General features: G+C 68.3%; 15 protein-coding genes. 7 read left to right on the plus strand and 8 right to left on the minus strand.

All coding sequences use genetic code 11. The features are described from left to right. Positions 1-115 precede the first annotated feature (115 nt). From ACFJGU_RS16825 to xseA, 4 genes are read right to left on the minus strand one after another with little or no spacing between them, the layout of a single operon-like run. On the minus strand, positions 116-796 hold the full coding sequence (locus ACFJGU_RS16825; RefSeq protein WP_382304904.1) for a carbonic anhydrase: 681 nt from the start codon (positions 794-796) through the stop codon (positions 116-118). Beyond that, positions 796-1,551: a DUF4245 domain-containing protein gene (locus ACFJGU_RS16830; RefSeq protein WP_382304906.1), complete on the minus strand. Its 756-nt coding sequence runs from the start codon at positions 1,549-1,551 to the stop codon at positions 796-798. The genes ACFJGU_RS16825 and ACFJGU_RS16830 overlap by 1 nt, the downstream gene beginning before the upstream one ends. A gap of 8 nt (positions 1,552-1,559) precedes the next feature. Then, positions 1,560-1,778: an exodeoxyribonuclease VII small subunit gene (locus ACFJGU_RS16835; RefSeq protein ID WP_382304908.1), complete on the minus strand. Its 219-nt coding sequence runs from the start codon at positions 1,776-1,778 to the stop codon at positions 1,560-1,562. Between the two features lie 9 nt (positions 1,779-1,787). Beyond that, positions 1,788-3,026 carry an exodeoxyribonuclease VII large subunit gene (gene xseA, locus ACFJGU_RS16840; RefSeq protein ID WP_382304910.1) on the minus strand — a complete coding sequence of 413 codons (1,239 nt, stop codon included), beginning with the start codon at positions 3,024-3,026 and terminating at the stop codon, positions 1,788-1,790. 81 nt (positions 3,027-3,107) lie between these two features. Here xseA and ACFJGU_RS16845 point away from each other — a divergent pair, with 81 nt between their 5' ends. Then, complete coding sequence (locus ACFJGU_RS16845; protein ID WP_382310411.1) at positions 3,108-4,142, plus strand: 4-hydroxy-3-methylbut-2-enyl diphosphate reductase; 1,035 nt, start codon at positions 3,108-3,110, stop codon at positions 4,140-4,142. Positions 4,143-4,162: 20 nt separating this feature from the next. Here the strand turns inward: ACFJGU_RS16845 and ACFJGU_RS16850 are convergent, their stop codons facing one another. Both ACFJGU_RS16850 and fbaA read right to left on the minus strand, forming a co-directional pair. Continuing rightward, the gene (locus tag ACFJGU_RS16850) at positions 4,163-4,738 is read right to left on the minus strand and encodes a DUF6264 family protein (RefSeq protein ID WP_382304911.1); all 576 of its coding nucleotides are present in this window, start codon (positions 4,736-4,738) and stop codon (positions 4,163-4,165) included. 19 nt (positions 4,739-4,757) lie between these two features. Further along, on the minus strand, positions 4,758-5,783 hold the full coding sequence (gene fbaA, locus ACFJGU_RS16855) for a class II fructose-bisphosphate aldolase (protein ID WP_382304912.1): 1,026 nt from the start codon (positions 5,781-5,783) through the stop codon (positions 4,758-4,760). A 188-nt stretch (positions 5,784-5,971) separates the two neighbouring features. Here fbaA and glpX point away from each other — a divergent pair, with 188 nt between their 5' ends. Continuing rightward, positions 5,972-6,955 carry a class II fructose-bisphosphatase gene (gene glpX, locus ACFJGU_RS16860; protein ID WP_382304913.1) on the plus strand — a complete coding sequence of 328 codons (984 nt, stop codon included), beginning with the start codon at positions 5,972-5,974 and terminating at the stop codon, positions 6,953-6,955. 652 nt (positions 6,956-7,607) lie between these two features. Here glpX and rmuC read toward each other — a convergent pair. Then, positions 7,608-9,380 carry a DNA recombination protein RmuC gene (gene rmuC / locus ACFJGU_RS16865; protein WP_382304915.1) on the minus strand — a complete coding sequence of 591 codons (1,773 nt, stop codon included), beginning with the start codon at positions 9,378-9,380 and terminating at the stop codon, positions 7,608-7,610. Positions 9,381-9,490: 110 nt separating this feature from the next. Here rmuC and ACFJGU_RS16870 point away from each other — a divergent pair, with 110 nt between their 5' ends. The 3 genes from ACFJGU_RS16870 to ACFJGU_RS16880 are packed head-to-tail and all read left to right on the plus strand — an operon-like array spanning position 9,491 to position 12,628. Then, the gene (locus tag ACFJGU_RS16870; protein WP_382310413.1) at positions 9,491-11,026 is read left to right on the plus strand and encodes a CoA-acylating methylmalonate-semialdehyde dehydrogenase; all 1,536 of its coding nucleotides are present in this window, start codon (positions 9,491-9,493) and stop codon (positions 11,024-11,026) included. Between the two features lie 32 nt (positions 11,027-11,058). Beyond that, positions 11,059-12,132: a redox-regulated ATPase YchF gene (gene ychF / locus ACFJGU_RS16875; protein WP_382304917.1), complete on the plus strand. Its 1,074-nt coding sequence runs from the start codon at positions 11,059-11,061 to the stop codon at positions 12,130-12,132. A gap of 34 nt (positions 12,133-12,166) precedes the next feature. After that, positions 12,167-12,628 carry a hypothetical protein gene (locus ACFJGU_RS16880; RefSeq protein WP_382304918.1) on the plus strand — a complete coding sequence of 154 codons (462 nt, stop codon included), beginning with the start codon at positions 12,167-12,169 and terminating at the stop codon, positions 12,626-12,628. A 90-nt stretch (positions 12,629-12,718) separates the two neighbouring features. On the opposite strand, the gene ACFJGU_RS16885 is transcribed toward ACFJGU_RS16880, so the two are convergent. Further along, positions 12,719-13,177: a hypothetical protein gene (locus ACFJGU_RS16885; RefSeq protein ID WP_382304920.1), complete on the minus strand. Its 459-nt coding sequence runs from the start codon at positions 13,175-13,177 to the stop codon at positions 12,719-12,721. 212 nt (positions 13,178-13,389) lie between these two features. On the opposite strand from ACFJGU_RS16885, the gene ACFJGU_RS16890 reads away from it, so the two are divergent. Both ACFJGU_RS16890 and ACFJGU_RS16895 read left to right on the plus strand, forming a co-directional pair. Continuing rightward, positions 13,390-14,817, plus strand: coding sequence for an FAD-binding oxidoreductase (locus tag ACFJGU_RS16890; protein WP_382304922.1), 1,428 nt, complete (start codon positions 13,390-13,392; stop codon positions 14,815-14,817). Between the two features lie 77 nt (positions 14,818-14,894). Then, on the plus strand, positions 14,895-15,737 hold the full coding sequence (locus tag ACFJGU_RS16895; protein ID WP_382304923.1) for a hypothetical protein: 843 nt from the start codon (positions 14,895-14,897) through the stop codon (positions 15,735-15,737). Positions 15,738-15,744 lie beyond the last annotated feature (7 nt).

The following is a 15,744-nucleotide window of genomic DNA, read 5'->3' on the forward strand; positions in this document are numbered from 1 at the left end:
GGTACTCGATGTCCTGGGCGTTGTCCACCACTGTGTGGTCGTCCTTTCGTTTCAGCCGGCAGCGCGGGGCAGCGGCGTTGTTCGGGGTTCGGAGTTCAGGCGGGATTGGTCGAGGTCAGATCTCGCCGATGGCGATGTCGGCGACGGCGCGGCCTTCAGCCAGTCGGTAGTTCGCACCGACCACTGCCAATCTACCGTCCGCCACCGCCGCGGTGATGATCTCGGAGGACTCCAGGAGCTGACGCACGGTGTCCCGCAGGTGGGCTCGGCCGACCTCGGCCGCATCCGGAACGGTGACCAGCGTGCCCTCCGGCGAGCGGTCGGTCGTGACGTGATCGATGGCCGGCACGATCCGGTCGACCAGGGTCTTGATGTGGCCGGGCAGCGGTGCGGCGTCGGGGAGCTGCGAGTCGATCGCCGCGCGCACCGCACCGCAGGAGTCGTGCGCGAGCACCACCACGAGAGCCACCCCGAGCACCTCGACCGCGTACTCCAGACTTCCGACGGCCGAGTCGGAGACGACCTGCCCGGCGTTGCGCACAACGAACAGGTCGCCGAGCCCCAGGTCGAAGATGATCTCCGCCGCGAGCCGCGAGTCCGAGCAGCCGAGCAGGGCCGCCCGAGGCGTCTGCAGGTGTGCGAGCTCGGCGCGGGTCTCGACGTCCTGACGCGGATGCTTCGGTGTGCCCGCGATGAATCGCTCGTTTCCGCGCATCATGGTGGCCCACACGCGGGCGGGCGTCGTCGGCTCGGCGGTCGGTTCCGGGTCGGACCCGGACAAGGGGATACTCGTCATCACTTCTCTCCGTCGCCGGCCGGGGCCGTGCCGTCTGTGTCGTCCGTGCCGCCCGTGCCGCCCGTGACGCCGGTGCCGGTGCCGGTGCCGGTGCCGTTCGCCTGCTCGAGCACGTTGTCGCTGAGCGCGGCCGCCACCGTCTCGATGTCGGCGGGATCGGCGGTGCCGAACACGACGTAAGTGGCGCGCCCGGACTCCGTGGTCAGTGCGTACTCGACGTTGCCGACCTCGGCGCTCGTGCTGCGGTTGTCGTAGACATCCCACTCGACGCCATCGATCGAGACGACGTCGGAGGCGCGACCCTCCGCCACCTGGTCGTTCAGCCAGCTGGGATTCGCGTCGAGCGCCTGCGTGATGCCGATGTAGTCCTTGCCCGGTGTCAGCAGGCCGATGTACCACGACACGATGTCGTCGCCGGTGGAGGTGCGGATCTCGGCGGCATTCGACGTCCAGCCCTCCGGCAGCTCGGGCACGGCCAGCGCGATCGGCATGGACGGCTGGGCGTCGGCGGCGACCTTCTGGTAGTCGACGGCCTGCAGCAGCGACCCTTCGCTGCGCGGAACGAGGAAGACGATCACGGCCACCAGCCCCACGCACACCAGCAGCGCGTAGAGCAGATTGTGCAGGGTCTTGCGGTCGCGGTAGAGCCGGGACTGCTCCGCCTTGCGGGCAGCCGTCTCCTCCGGCGTCTCGGGGCGGCCGAGTTCGGCGACGATCGGTCGCCCACCGCTGGTGCCACTGGTGCTCTTCGCCATACGGAGACCTACTCGCTCACCGAGCCGCGGGCGGCGTCGAGCCGCGCCTTCGCCCCGAGCAGCCATTCCTCGCACCGGGAGGCCAGTGCTTCGCCGCGCTCCCAGAGCGAGAGCGACTGCTCGAGCGTGGCCGAGCCCTGCTCGAGCTCGGAGACCACCCGGATGAGCTCATCGCGGGCCTCTTCGTAGCTCAACGCCTGGACGTCGGATGCGGGCGAGGATGCCATGCTTCAATCCTATCGATCGCTGTGGGGGCCGTTGGAGACGGCGTCGAGAGAGCCGTCGGCGACCGTGATGGTGAGGACGGAGCCTGCGGGAGCCTCGGTGGCGGCGCGGACGATGTGCCCGTCGGTGCCCTGCACGATGGAATACCCGCGGTCGAGGGTTCGCTGCGGCGACAGAGCCCGCAGGTGGCCGGCGAGTTCGCGCACGGTGTTGCCCTCCCGCTCGATGACGCGGGTCACCAGTTCGTCGCCGCGCGCCACGAAGCGGGTGAGCTCCTCCGATCGGGAGTCGATGATCCACGAGGGTGTCGAGAGCGCCGGGCGGCTGCGGATCTGCTCCACTCGCTCCACCTCGCGCGACACGAACGCCGAGATCCGGCTCCGGATGCGCGTGCGCGCCTGGTCGACCCGCGCGAGCTCCTCCGAGACGTCGGGCACCACGCGCTTCGCGGCATCCGTCGGTGTCGACGCGCGCAGGTCGGCGACCGAGTCGAGCAAGGGCCGGTCGGCCTCGTGCCCGATGGCGCTGACGATGGGGGTCGTCGCGGCGGCCGCGGCACGCACCACCGACTCGTCGCTGAAGCCCAGCAGGTTCTGGAAGTCGCCGCCGCCGCGGGCCACGATGATCACGTCGATCTCGGGGTCGGCGTCGAGCAACTGGATGGCGGCCACCACCTCGCGCGCGGTGCGGTCGCCCTGCACGGTAGCGTGCACCACCCGGAACCGCACGGATGGCCAACGCAACTGGGCGTTCCGCAGCACGTCTTTCTCGGCGTCGCTGTCTTTGCCCGTGACGAGGCCGACGCCTCCCGGGAGGAAGGGGAGCGGCTTCTTGCGCGACTCGTCGAAGAGCCCCTCGGAGGCGAGCTGGACGCGGAGCCGCTCCAGTCGCTCCAGCAGGTCGCCGATCCCGACGTGGCGCATCTCGAAGACCTGCATGGTGAGCGTGCCGCCGCGCACCCAGTAGTTGGGCTTGATCAGCGCGATCACGTGATCGCCCTGCTTGAGGTCGGCGGGGATGCGCGCCTTCACCGACGACCAGACGGTGAAGCTGATCGTGGCGTCGCCCTCGAGGTCTTTGAGCTTGCCGTAGACGTTGCCGCCGGACACGCCCCATTGCGTGATCTCGCCCTCGACCCAGGCCGTGCCGAGACGCTCGATGTAGCCCCGGATCTTCTGCGCCAGCTCGCCCACCGGCCACGGGTTGTCCGCCGTCGGCGGCCCGGAGACGAAGGTGGGGGCGTCGGTCACGGGGTGTTCTCTCCTTCAGGCCGTTGCACAGATCGATCGAAGTAGACTCGGGGAGTGAGCAATGCGACCATCAGCCTCCCGATGCCGAGGATTCCCGGCACACGGAACAGGCTAAAGGATAACCCCGTGCCCGGTGCCAAGCGTGTGCTGCTCGCAGCGCCTCGCGGCTATTGTGCAGGAGTGGATCGAGCCGTCGTGGCGGTCGAGAAAGCGCTCGAGCACTACGGTGCTCCGGTCTACGTGCGCAAGCAGATCGTGCACAACGTGCACGTCGTCACCACACTCGAGAAGCGCGGCGCCATCTTCGTCGACGAGATCGACGAGGTTCCCGAGGGCGCGCATGTCGTCTTCTCGGCGCACGGGGTGTCTCCCGCCGTCGTGCAGGGCGCGGCCGATCGAGGCTTGCAGGCCATCGACGCCACCTGCCCGCTCGTCACCAAGGTGCACCGCGAGGCCGTGCGCTTCGCCCGCGACGACTTCGAGATCCTGCTGATCGGGCACGAAGGCCACGAAGAGGTCGAAGGAACGGCCGGCGAGGCTCCCGAGCACATCACGCTGGTCGGCAGCCCGGAGGCGGTCGCCGACATCGAGGTGAAAGACCCCGACAAGGTGGTGTGGCTCTCGCAGACCACGCTCTCGGTCGACGAGACGATGGAGACGGTGCGCCGCCTGCGCGAGAAGTTCCCGAACCTGCAAGACCCGCCGAGTGACGACATCTGCTACGCCACGCAGAACCGCCAGGTGGCCATCAAGAAGGTGGCCCAGGGTGCCGATCTCGTGATCGTGGTCGGCTCCGCCAACTCGTCGAACTCCGTGCGCCTCGTCGAGGTCGCCCTGGAGTACGGCGCGAAGGCCGCGTACCGCGTCGACTACGCCCACGAGGTGAAGCAGGAGTGGCTCGACGGCGTGGAGACCGTGGGCGTGACCTCCGGTGCATCCGTTCCGGAGGTGCTCGTGCAGGAACTGCTCGACGACCTCGCCGGCGCCGGTTACGGCGACATCGAGACCGTGCAGACCGCCGAAGAAGACCTGGTGTTCTCGCTCCCGAAGGAACTGCGCCGCGACACAGCGGGCAAGAAGGACACCCGCGCCCTGGGCGGTCGCCACCGCGGCTGACGCCGTGAAGCCCGGGGCTGCTAGCCGCCCTGGGTCTCGACGATCGCGTTGATCAGCGCGCCGTCGGCGAAGAACGCCAGCATCAACACGAAGAACAGCGCCATGAAGCTCAGGATGGCGCACGCGATCGGGATGAAGTAGGCGCGCCGCCGTGCGCGCAGCGCCTTCACCGAGAGCCAGACGGCTGCCGCATAGATCAGCGCGAGCACGACGGCGCCGATGGTGCCGAGCAGGCTCGCCGCCGTGGTGGCGGTATAGGTGACGTCGAGCTTCTGGATGTCGAGCACCTGCTGGATGATCGAGGGCAGTTCGAGAAGACTCGAGATGCTGTTGATCGTGGTGATGAGACCGATCACGAGCAGCACCGAGGTGACGATCAGGTCTCCGGTGGCGATGGGGCGTTGCGCCTCGGGAGCACCGGATGCCGGTGCTCCCGGAGGGCGACCCGCGGAGGCCGAGGCCGGGGCCGACGGCGCCGTCGCCGGAGTCGCGGAGGCGGACTCGTCCGCGTCCGGAACCGCCGGCTGCGGCGGCTTCCAGACCCAGCCCTCCGGGGCCAGCTCTCCGTACTTCGGCTTCGGTCGCTCGTCGGTCACGCGATCTGCTCCTGGACGCTTACTTTCCCGAGTGCCCGGCGGAGCCGAGCTGCTGGGTGGCTTCGACGACGCGGGCGGCCATGGCCGTCTCCGCGATCTTGCCCCAGGCGCGCGGGTCGTAGACCTTCTTGTTGCCGACCTCACCGTCGACCTTCAGAACACCGTCGTAGTTGGTGAACATCGTGCCGGCAATGGAGCGGGTGAAGGCGTACTGGGTGTCGGTGTCGATGTTCATCTTGATGACGCCGTTGGCCACGGCCTCGGCGATCTCGGCGTCGGACGAACCCGAGCCGCCGTGGAACACGAGGTCGAGCGGCTTCGGGCCGGTGCCGAACTTGGCCTGCAGGCCGTCCTGGATCTCCTTGAGCAGCTCCGGCTTGAGCTTGACGTTGCCGGGCTTGTAGACGCCGTGCACGTTGCCGAAGGTGAGAGCAGCCATGTAGCGTCCCTGCTCGCCGAGGCCGAGGGCATCGACGGTCTTGATCGCGTCGTCGAGCGTCGTGTAGAGGTGCTCGTTGATGTCGTGGCTGACGCCGTCTTCTTCTCCGCCGACGACGCCGATCTCGACCTCGAGGATGGCGTTGATCGCCTTCGTGCGCTTCAGCATGTCTTCGGCGATCGTCAGGTTCTCGTCGAGCGGGATGGCCGAGCCGTCCCACATGTGGGACTGGAAGATGGGGTTGCGGCCCGCCTTCACCTCCTCCTCGGAGGCGGCGATGAGGGGCAGCACGAAGTCGGCCAGGGCCGGTTGCGGGCAGTGGTCGGTGTGCAGGGCGACGGTGATGGGGTAGTTCTTGGCCACCTGGTGGGCGAAAGCGGCGAAGGCGAGGGCGCCGGTGGCGCGAGCCTTGACGGTCTGGCCGGCGAAGTAGTCGGCGCCGCCCGTGGTGACCTGGATGATGCCATCCGACTCCGCCTCGGCCAGTCCCTGCAGAACCGCGTTCAGCGTCTGCGACGAGGAGACGTTGACCGCGGGGTAGGCGAATCCCTTGGACTTCGCCTTGTCGAGCATCTCTGCGTACTGGTCGGGGGTTGCAATGGGCATGTCATCTCCTTTGGTGGGCGCGTTCAGCTGCGCGCCGGCCGGTGCCGTGTCCCTCCGAGTCTAGCGAGGCCCGCGTAGGCGGAACGGGGCCGATAGGCTGGAATCCGGCATCCGGGGCGTGACCCGCTCCTCCGGCGCGACGAAGTCGTCGTGCTTCGGCCAGCCGGACATCCCCGAAAGGACTCGTCATGACCGCCGACAGTGTGCACCTCTACGAACACCCCGATCGCAACCTCGCGCTGGAACTGGTGCGGGCCACCGAGGCCGCAGCGATCCGCGCGCAGCCGTTCATCGGCAAGGGCGACAAGAACGCGGCCGACGGCGCGGCGGTCGACGCCATGCGCAAGTTCCTCGGAACCGTCGACTTCGACGGTGTGATCGTCATCGGCGAGGGTGAGAAGGACAAGGCGCCGATGCTCTTCAACGGCGAGCACGTCGGCACCGGCCGCGGCCCCGCCTGCGACATCGCGGTCGACCCGATCGACGGCACCTCGCTGACCGCCGCCGGCCGCCAGAACGCCATCTCGATGCTGGCCGCCTCCGACCGAGGCACCATGCTCGACGCCTCCTCCGTGTTCTACATGAACAAGATCGTGACGGATGCCGACGGCATCGGCGTCATCGACATCGACCGGCCCATCGGCGACAACATCCGCGCGCTGGCGAAGGCGAAGGGGAAGGATGTCGGCGACATCCGCGTCGCCGTGCTCGACCGTCCGCGGCACCAGCAGCTGATCGAGGACATCCGGGCCGCCGGCGCCGGCACCCGCCTCATGCTCGACGGTGACGTCGCCGGTGGAATCAACGCGGCCCGCTACGGAACCCGCATCGACATGTGCGTCGGGATCGGCGGCAGCCCGGAGGGCGTGGCGACCGCGTGCGCCATCAAGGCACTCGGCGGCTTCATCCAGACCCGGCTCGCGCCGAAGGACGACGACGAGCGACAGAAGGGCATCGACGCCGGCCTCGACATCGACAAGCTCTTCGAGGCCGACGACCTGGTCGCGGGCGACAACACCTTCTTCGTGGCGACGGGGGTGACGGACGGCGGTCTGGTGGCGGGGGTCAAGCGTCTCGGTCCGATCATCCGCACGGAATCGATCGTGTTGCGCTCGCACTCGGGGACCATTCGTCGTATCGAGGCCGATCATTTGGTGTCGAAGTGGCTGTAGTTCGCGTCTTCGCGCTGGCTTAGTCTCGCTGACGCCGGCGGGGCGGCGGGTTTCACCTCCCGCCTAAGGGTTGAGCGGAGCTCAAAGGCGGCGGGAGGCAAAACCCGCCGCCCCGCCGGCTCGTGTTCCACGTCGCGTCGCCGCGCGGGGTGGGAGGAGGACTCATAGAGGTCGCCTCGCTCTGGATCAGGCTGGCGGTCGGACCTTAGTTGCCGACGCCGGTGGGTGTTTGCGGTCTGTGTCCCGAGACGTTGATAGCTGGGGTGGGTGACAGCGGTCTGCTGGCCTGGGGCGTCGGTGCTTGGGGTGGGTTTTTTCGGTCTATGGGCCTGGGTCGTTAATGACCGGGGTGGGTGACAGCGGTTTGCGGGCCTTGGTCGTCGGTGCTTGGGGTGGGTGTTTGCGGTCTGTGGGCCTGGGTCGGCGGTGCTTGGCGTGGGTGTTTGCGGTCTGTGGGTCTGGGGCGTTGATGACGGGGGTGGTGGATTGCGGTCTGTGGCTCGGCGACGTCGGCGGCTGGGGTGCTGGATCGCGGGCGGTGGGCCGGTGTCGACGGTGACGGGGATCGTGGATTGCTGTCGGGGGCCCGACGGTGGCCGTCCAGGGGGGGGCAGTCGGTGGGCGTGGGGTCGTCGGTGACTGGCGGCTTTGGCTAGCGGTCGGTGGTGCCGGATTTGTCGTCGAGGTCGAATTCGAGTTCGATGACGCGGTCGTGCTCGCCCTCGAGGAAGAGGGCGTCGCGGAGGGCGGCGCCGCCGCCGAGGGCGTCGAGTTCGGCCACTGTGCGTTCGACCTCGGCGACTCGCTCTTCGTCGGATTCCTCGGCTTCGCCGTCGGAGGCACCGGAGGTGCCGGAGGTGCCGCTGAGCGTCCCGGCAGTGTCATCGGCCGCACCGGCGGTGCGGGCGGAGGCGCGGGTGCGGGCATCCGTGCCGCCCTCGTCGGCTTCGTGGCCTGCGGCCGGGTGCGCAGCCATGTCGGGAGCCTCCGCGGCAGGTGCGTCGGCCGGGAGCACGATCGTGGGGGCGGAGGACTCGAGTTCGGCGAGGAGTTCTCGGCCGGTGATCTCGCGGGGCGCCTCCTCGATGGTGGCCAGTTCGGGGAACAGGTTCTCGCTGCTGAGGGCGCCGAGCTTGCGCGCCGTGGGGAATACCTGACGCTCGAAGGAGCCGATGAAGGCGTTGTAGTCCTTCACCGTGCGGTCGATGGTGCGACCCAGCTTGTCGATGTGCTGAGCGGTCTTGCCGAGTCGCGTGTAGAGCTGCTGGCTGAGGTCGAAGAGCTGACGCGCCTCCTGGGTGAGCACGTCTTGCTGCCAGCTGAACGCCACCGTCTTGAGCACCGACCACAGCGTGACCGGCGACGCCAGCGCGACCTTCTTGCCGAATGCGAACTCCATGATCGACGGATCGGCCTCGAGCGCGCTCGACACCAGCGACTCGCTCGGGATGAACGCGATGACGAGCTCGGGGGAGGCATCCAGACCGTTCCAGTAGCCCTTCGTGCCGAGGGCCGAGATGTGGTCGCGGAGGGCCTTGACGTGCTTCTTCATGAGCCGCGTGCGGTGCTCACCCTCGAGGCCCGTCGCCGATGAGGAGATCGCACTCGCCTCGAGGTACGCGTCGAACGGCACCTTAGCGTCGACCGCGATGTTCTTGCCGCCGGGGAGGTGCACCACCATGTCGGGCCGACCCGCCCCCGAGTCGCTCAGGATGCTCGTCTGCACGTCGAAGTCGACCCGCTCGATGAGCCCCGCGGCCTCGACCACGCTGCGCAGCTGGGTCTCGCCCCACACGCCGCGGGTGCTGTTGGAGCGCAGGGCCGAGGCCAGCGACTCCGCGGTCGACCGCAGACGCTCTTCGGACTCGGTGGCCGACTTCAGCTGCTGCGAGAGCTCACCGTACTGCTGCTGCCGCTGGGTCTCGAGCTCGACGACCTTCGCCTGCACCGCTTTCAGGCTCTCCTGCACGGGGCTGAGCGCCACGAGCACCTTGCCGTCTTCTTCGACCCGGGCCGCCTCGGCCTCCTGGATGGCCCGCAGGCGCTCCTGGAAGTCGGCGAGCCGGTGCTCCTGCGTGGCGATCTGATCCTTGTACTGCGTCTCCTGCTGGGCCAGACGCTCCTGCGCCTGCTCGCGGAAGAAGCCGAGCTGTGCGTCGAACTGCTCGCGCGCCAGCACCCCCTGCTCCCGCAGAGCCGTGGTGGTGGCATCCGCGGCGGCCACTCTGCTCTGCAGTGCGGCGCGCTCCTCGGCGAGTTCGCGCATCCGCTCGTCTGCCTGCACCAGTTGGGCTTCGAGACGGGCCTGCGCTTCCGCATCGACCGCGGGCACGGCGGCACGGGCACGCAGCACCAACCACGCGGCGGCGGTGCCGAGTGCGATTCCGACCAGGAGACCGATGACGAGGGGGGCGAGTGCGTCCATGCGGACAGTCTGGCACCGGCCACCGACACCGGCGTCCACGCCACGGTGGTAAGCGTCAGAGCCACCATCTAGGCTTGCCTGCAACAGCTCGTAGGAGAGAAGTAGGAACCATGTCTGAAGCACTTCCTGTCATCGACGTCCCGACCGAGTCCGACGCCCTGCCCGTGGTGAACCACTGGATCGGCGGCGAGGCGTTCGTGAGCACGAGCGGCCGTACGGCGCCGGTCTACGACCCCGCCCTCGGGGTCCGCACCAAGAACGTCGCGCTCGCCAACGGCGCGGAGATCGATGCCGCGGTCGCCGCAGCGAAGGCCGCGTTCCCGGCTTGGCGAGACACGTCGATCGCCCGGCGGCAGCAGATCATCTTCGCGTTCCGGGAGTTGTTGAATGCGCGGAAGGGTGAGCTTGCTGAGATCCTCACCTCCGAGCATGGGAAGGTGTTGTCGGATGCGGCGGGGGAGATCACTCGTGGCCTCGAGGTGGTGGAGCTCGCGACCGGGTTCCCGCACTTGCTCAAGGGTGAGTATTCGGAGAACGTGTCCACGGGGGTGGATGTGTATTCGACGAAGCAGCCGTTGGGTGTGGTGGGGATCATCAGTCCGTTCAACTTCCCGGCCATGGTGCCGATGTGGTTCTTCCCGATCGCCATCGCGGCGGGCAACACGGTGGTGCTGAAGCCCAGCGAGAAGGACCCGTCCGCCGCCAACTGGCTGGCCACCTTGTTCCAAGAGGCGGGCCTGCCGGATGGGGTGTTCAATGTGCTGCACGGCGACAAGGAGGCCGTGGACGGCCTGCTGAATCATCGCGACGTCAAGTCGATCTCGTTCGTGGGGTCGACGCCGATCGCGCACTACATCTACGAGACCGCGGCGAGGAACGGGAAGCGGGTGCAGGCGTTGGGTGGGGCGAAGAATCACATGCTGGTGCTCCCGGACGCCGATCTCGATCTCGCCGCCGACGCGGCGATCAACGCGGGCTTCGGTTCGGCGGGGGAGCGGTGCATGGCCATCAGCGTGCTGGTCGCGGTCGAGCCCATCGCTGACGAGTTGGTGGCGAAGATCAAGGAGCGGATGGCGGGTCTGAAGATCGGTGACGGCCGTCGCGGTTGTGACATGGGCCCGCTGGTCACGGAGGTGCACCGGGACAAGGTCGCGTCCTACATCGATGTCGCGACCGCGGATGGCGCGGATGTCGTGGTCGATGGCCGGGGTGTCGAGGTCGATGGGGAGGCGGACGGGTTCTGGTTGGGTCCGACCCTGATCGACAAGGTCCCGACCACGTCGAAGGTGTATTTGGATGAGATCTTCGGTCCGGTGCTGTCGGTGGTGCGGGTGCATTCCTACGAAGACGGGGTGGATCTCATCAACAACGGTGCTTACGGCAACGGGACGGCGATTTTCACGAACGATGGTGGGGCGGCGCGCCGGTTCCAGAACGAGGTCGAGGTGGGCATGATCGGCATCAACGTGCCCATACCTGTGCCCGTGGCTTACCACTCCTTCGGCGGGGTGAAGGACTCGATCTTCGGCGACTCGAAGGCGTACGGTCTGGCCGGGTTCCGCTTCTTCACCCAGGAGAAGGCCATCACCTCCCGTTGGCTCGACCCCTCGCACGGCGGCATCAACCTCGGCTTCCCCCAGAACTAGCCGCAGGGGATGCCCCGGTAGGATTGACGACCGTGGCTTTAACTATCGCGATCGTCGGACTCCCCAACGTGGGCAAGTCCACCCTGTTCAACGCCCTCACCAAGAACCAGGTCCTGGCGGCGAACTACCCGTTCGCCACCATCGAGCCGAACGTGGGCGTGGTGAACCTGCCCGACGTGCGCCTGAACAAGCTCGCCGAGATCTTCTCGAGCGAGCGCATCCTGCCCGCCCCCGTGTCGTTCGTCGACATCGCGGGCATCGTGCGCGGTGCGAGCGAGGGGGAGGGGCTCGGCAACAAGTTCCTCGCCAACATCCGTGAGGCGGATGCGATCGCACAGGTCATCCGCGGGTTCGAGGACTCGGATGTCGTGCACGTCGACGGCAAGGTCGACGCGGCATCCGACATGGAGACCATCAACACCGAGCTGATCCTCGCCGACCTGCAGACCCTGGAGAAGGCGGAAGCCCGGTACGAGAAGGAGGTGCGCGGCAAGAAGCTCGAGCCGATCGTGCTCTCGACCGCGCAGGCCGCCCGCGAGTACCTCGACACGGGAAAGCCGCTGTCGTCGTCGTCGATCGACCTCGAGCCGATCCGCGAACTGGGTCTCCTGACGGCCAAGCCCTTCATCTACGTGTTCAACGTCGACGAGGCCATCCTGAACGATCAGGCCCGCAAGGACGCCCTGGCGGCGCTGGTCGCGCCCGCGCAGGCGATCTTCCTCGACGCGAAGCTCGAATCCGAACTGATCGACCTCGACCCCGAAGACGCGGCCGAACTGCTCGCCTCCACGGGGCAGGAGGAGAGCGGACTCGACCAGCTCGCGCGTATCGGCTTCGACACCCTCGGCCTCCAGACCTACCTCACGGCCGGTCCGAAGGAGTCGCGAGCGTGGACGATCGGCAAGGGGTGGACCGCGCCCCAGGCGGCCGGCGTCATCCACACCGACTTCCAGAAGGGCTTCATCAAGGCCGAGATCATCTCCTTCGACGACCTCGTCGCCACCGGTTCGATCGCCGAGGCCCGCGCCAAGGGCAAGGCTCGCATCGAGGGCAAGGACTACGTCATGCAAGACGGAGACGTGGTCGAGTTCCGCTTCAACAACTAGCCGTCTCGACACCACCCCGAGAGAAGGACGACCGATGACGTCATCGCCCAATGCCTCTGCCCTCCGCCAGGTCGGCGGCCTCGCCGTCGCCGCCGGTTCGCTGTTCGTGGCGGTCGGGGCCGGCGCGTGGATCGCGGTCTCGAAGCAGTTGCGCGACGAGAAGATCGAGGTGCCGGGAAACGCTCCGGTCCTCAAGGGCAAGCGCGTGCAGGGGCCGGCGACGGCGTACGTCGAGGCCCTCGTCATCCGGAGCAACGCCGAGCATGGGGCGGGCGGCCGCACCTTCGCCGACATCAGCACGGCACTTCGCGGCGTCGACGGAAGCAGTGACGAGGCGGCCGAGCTGCGCAAGCAGAGCCTCGCCCTCTCGACGGCCGCCTCGCTCCGCACGTCGCTCATGACCGCGGTGCTCGCCTACGGCGTCAGTGCCCTCGTGGCCGGCCTCGGCACCTTCTTCGTCGTGATCGGTTCACTCCTCCGTCGCACCGGCAAGTAGTGCGGGGAGTACAGCCAGCTAGGCTCGCGGTCGACGTCCAGTGCGCCATGCGCGCGCTGAGTTCGATTCGTGCAGAGGGCGGCCAACGCATCATCCGATGTGATAAACCGCACCCATTCCTCGACGGGTGACCTCCCGGGTGAAGTTCCGCGCGCGGTCGAGCATCTGCTGCACGTAAGAGTTGTCCGCACACGCTTCCGGACCCAGAGCCTCGCGGATGTCCTCGTCGTTGACGGCAGCGAAGTCGTCGGCGATGGCATACATCGCGGCGGGCGTGACAGCGCGGTAGAAGCCGTACCAACCGCAGCAGGCAGGGGTGACTTCCCCTTCGACCAGCTGGTGCGCCGGGCGACTCGGACGATCGGGCCGGCTCCCGAAGAGGCCCTGCATTTCACGCCAGCACTTGTCGAGATCGAGCGTCGCCAGTCCGGGCTCGCCGTGCATGAAGAACTGATGGAACTCATCGCTGTCGAGGTGCGTGCGTGGATCGCTGACAGCCGTATCGACGAAGACCGGGTGGAGCGGATAGGCGAAGTAGTGGATTCCCATAAGGGATTGTCGGATGACGCACCCGTATCGTGGGCGGTGTCGACGGGGATTGAGCAGGAGGCCGTCGAGGAACGGAGATGTGGAGGAGAGGATGCGGTCTGACCGCAGGCGCTTCGCAGCCCGTTCTGGGGGCAGAGGGTGGGGGAGCGGGCGGACTAGTATCGGGCCATTCAGAGACCTCTGAGTGAGTGACGGCTCGAGAGGAACCGCGGATGTCTGCACACGACCCCGAGAGACCCGCCGGCCTGGAGCGCGGCGACCCCGGCTTCTCCGCGGCCGTCGCCGACGGTGTGTTCAACGCGCTCGACGCGGCGCTCGGCAGCGCGACGGCGAAAGGGGATGGCGTGCTCGGCGAGCCCGACGCGATCGTCTTCCCGGAGACCGAAGCCGACCTCGTCGAGATCGTGCGGTATGCGTCGGAGAGCGGCCAGCGCCTCGCGGTCCGCTCCGGTGGGCACAGCTGGGTCGCGTCCTCGGTGCGCGGCGACGGCATCCTCGTCGACCTGTCGGCGTTCGATCGTGTGACCCTCGACGTGCCCGCCCGCACCGCGACCGTCGGCCCGGCGGTGCGCGGCGCACAGCTGTCACGGCTGCTCACGGCGGCGGGACTCGCGTTCCCCGTCGGTCACTGCGGAAACCCGGGTATCGGCGGCTTCTTGCTCGGCGGCGGGCTCGGGGTCAACTGGGGGCACTGGCTGCCGGCGTGCTTCTCGGTCACGCGGGTGCGCGTCGTGACTCCGGAGGGGTCCGTGATCGACGCCACCGCCTCCGAGAACTCCGAGTGGTTCTGGCTGGCCCGGGGCGCGGGCCCCGGATTCCCGGGCATCGTCACCGAGTTCGACCTGGCGCTTCAGCCAATGCCCGCCATCCGCGTCTCCACCTGGCAGTTCCCGCTGGCCGAACTCGACGCGGTCGCGGCGTGGACCACGGATGCCTCAGCTCGCCTCCCGTCGAACGTCGAAGTCTCCCTCGTGACGGCAGGCGCGGAGCGACCCGGCGGCCACGCCGACGACCCGCACCCGCTCGTCGTGGGTGTGGCGGCGACCGCGTTCGCCGCCGACGACGCCCAGGCGACGGCCGCGCTCGAGCCGCTCGGGGCATCCGTCCCGCCGGAACTGACGGTGCTCGGCCGGCTCGACGCCGTGCCCGTGGCCTTCGACGACCTGCACGTCGCCGTCGACGCGACCTACCCCGAAGGCGCCCGCTATCTGGCCGACACCTTCTGGACCGACCTCGACCTGCGCGACGCCATCGCTCCGCTGGCCGCGCTGATGGAACGCGCCCCCTCCGGAAAGAGCTACGTACTGGCCGGGATGCCGGCCAACGGCCACGGCGCCGAACTGCTGCCCCGTGGCGAGGCTGCCTACGGCCTGCACGACCGCACCCTCCTCATCGTCTACGTCGTCTGGGACGACCCCGCCGATGACGCCGCGAACCGTGCGTGGCTCGACGAAGTGGCGGATGCGCTGCTTCCCACCACGACCGGCCACTTCCTGAGCGAGTCCGACATCCGCCACTCGCCTTCCCGCGTGGCTCGTTCGTTCACCTACGCCGATCGGGACCGCGTCGAGCAGCTGCGCGCCGAACTCGACCCGACCGGCCTCTTCCACGGCTACCCCGGGGAGACCCGCCGCGCCTGAACCATGCCCCGGCGGCGGGGCGCCCCCTTGCTACTGTCGAAGCCAGAACGCGCCGACGAGAGGAACGGGGACCTCGGATGCACATGATCACCGTGGTGAAGAACGGCCGGCTGAATCCCGACGTGCGCCTGTGGACGGGCATGGCCGCCGTCGCCGTGGCGGCGCTCACGCTGGCGGAGTTCCTGGTGCAGGTGTTCCTCGTGGGCGCCCGCCCGGCGCTCGACGACTCGGCGGCGCTCGAGGAGTTCATGACGCGCACCGCGAATCAGACGCTCTTCACGATCCTCATCGACACCTTCCTGATGGCCGCTCTGATCGTCTTCCTCGGCGGATTCCGGCAGATCATCACCCACACGCGGCCCGACCTCCAGTGGGTCGCTGACCTCGCCTTCGGCTCGGGACTGCTGTTCATCGGCGTGACCCTCGTCGGCGACGCGATGGAGGGGGGCACCGCCCTCGACACCATGGGGATCACCCCCGATGCCTCCTCGCTGCGTGCCCTCACCGTCGGTCACACGCTGATGTTCGGATCGATCGGATGCACGCTCACCGCTCTGCTCGCCGCCGCCTCGGGCTACGTCACGCTGGCGTCCGGTGCGCTCCCGCCTGGACCGGGTGGATCGCCTACGCGGTCGCCGGCCTCAATCTGCTGGCCGTGCCGACGATGTTCGGCGGCACGAGCCCCGACTCGTTCTTCGCCGCCGGGGGAGCGGCGAACGCCCTGCTGGCCACCTTCCCCTGGCTGGTCTGGGTGGTGTGCGTCGGCTTCGTCACCATCAGGGACCGCCGCCGCTTCCATGAGTTGCCGCCGGAGGTGCAGGCGGCGACCGGTGCGACACCTCTGGCGACAAGATGAGATTAATTCACTGAAAGCGGATTTCTCGGGTAGGCTCACTCGTCGAGCGACACCGACACCCTGAGGAAGAC

The sequence above is a fragment of the Herbiconiux sp. UC225_62 genome, assembly GCF_042694625.1.
Lineage (GTDB): Bacteria > Actinomycetota > Actinomycetes > Actinomycetales > Microbacteriaceae > Herbiconiux.

Coding starts and splice junctions, on each gene's coding strand:
- ACFJGU_RS16825 (WP_382304904.1), bottom strand. CDS start 796: ATGACGAGTATCCCCTTGTCCGGGTCCGACCCGGAACCGACCGCCGAG.
- ACFJGU_RS16830 (WP_382304906.1), bottom strand. CDS start 1,551: ATGGCGAAGAGCACCAGTGGCACCAGCGGTGGGCGACCGATCGTCGCC.
- ACFJGU_RS16835 (WP_382304908.1), bottom strand. CDS start 1,778: ATGGCATCCTCGCCCGCATCCGACGTCCAGGCGTTGAGCTACGAAGAG.
- ACFJGU_RS16845 (WP_382310411.1), top strand. CDS start 3,108: ATGCCGAGGATTCCCGGCACACGGAACAGGCTAAAGGATAACCCCGTG.
- fbaA (WP_382304912.1), bottom strand. CDS start 5,783: ATGCCCATTGCAACCCCCGACCAGTACGCAGAGATGCTCGACAAGGCG.
- glpX (WP_382304913.1), top strand. CDS start 5,972: ATGACCGCCGACAGTGTGCACCTCTACGAACACCCCGATCGCAACCTC.
- rmuC (WP_382304915.1), bottom strand. CDS start 9,380: ATGGACGCACTCGCCCCCCTCGTCATCGGTCTCCTGGTCGGAATCGCA.
- ACFJGU_RS16870 (WP_382310413.1), top strand. CDS start 9,491: ATGTCTGAAGCACTTCCTGTCATCGACGTCCCGACCGAGTCCGACGCC.
- ACFJGU_RS16880 (WP_382304918.1), top strand. CDS start 12,167: ATGACGTCATCGCCCAATGCCTCTGCCCTCCGCCAGGTCGGCGGCCTC.
- ACFJGU_RS16885 (WP_382304920.1), bottom strand. CDS start 13,177: ATGGGAATCCACTACTTCGCCTATCCGCTCCACCCGGTCTTCGTCGAT.
- ACFJGU_RS16890 (WP_382304922.1), top strand. CDS start 13,390: ATGTCTGCACACGACCCCGAGAGACCCGCCGGCCTGGAGCGCGGCGAC.
- ACFJGU_RS16895 (WP_382304923.1), top strand. CDS start 14,895: ATGCACATGATCACCGTGGTGAAGAACGGCCGGCTGAATCCCGACGTG.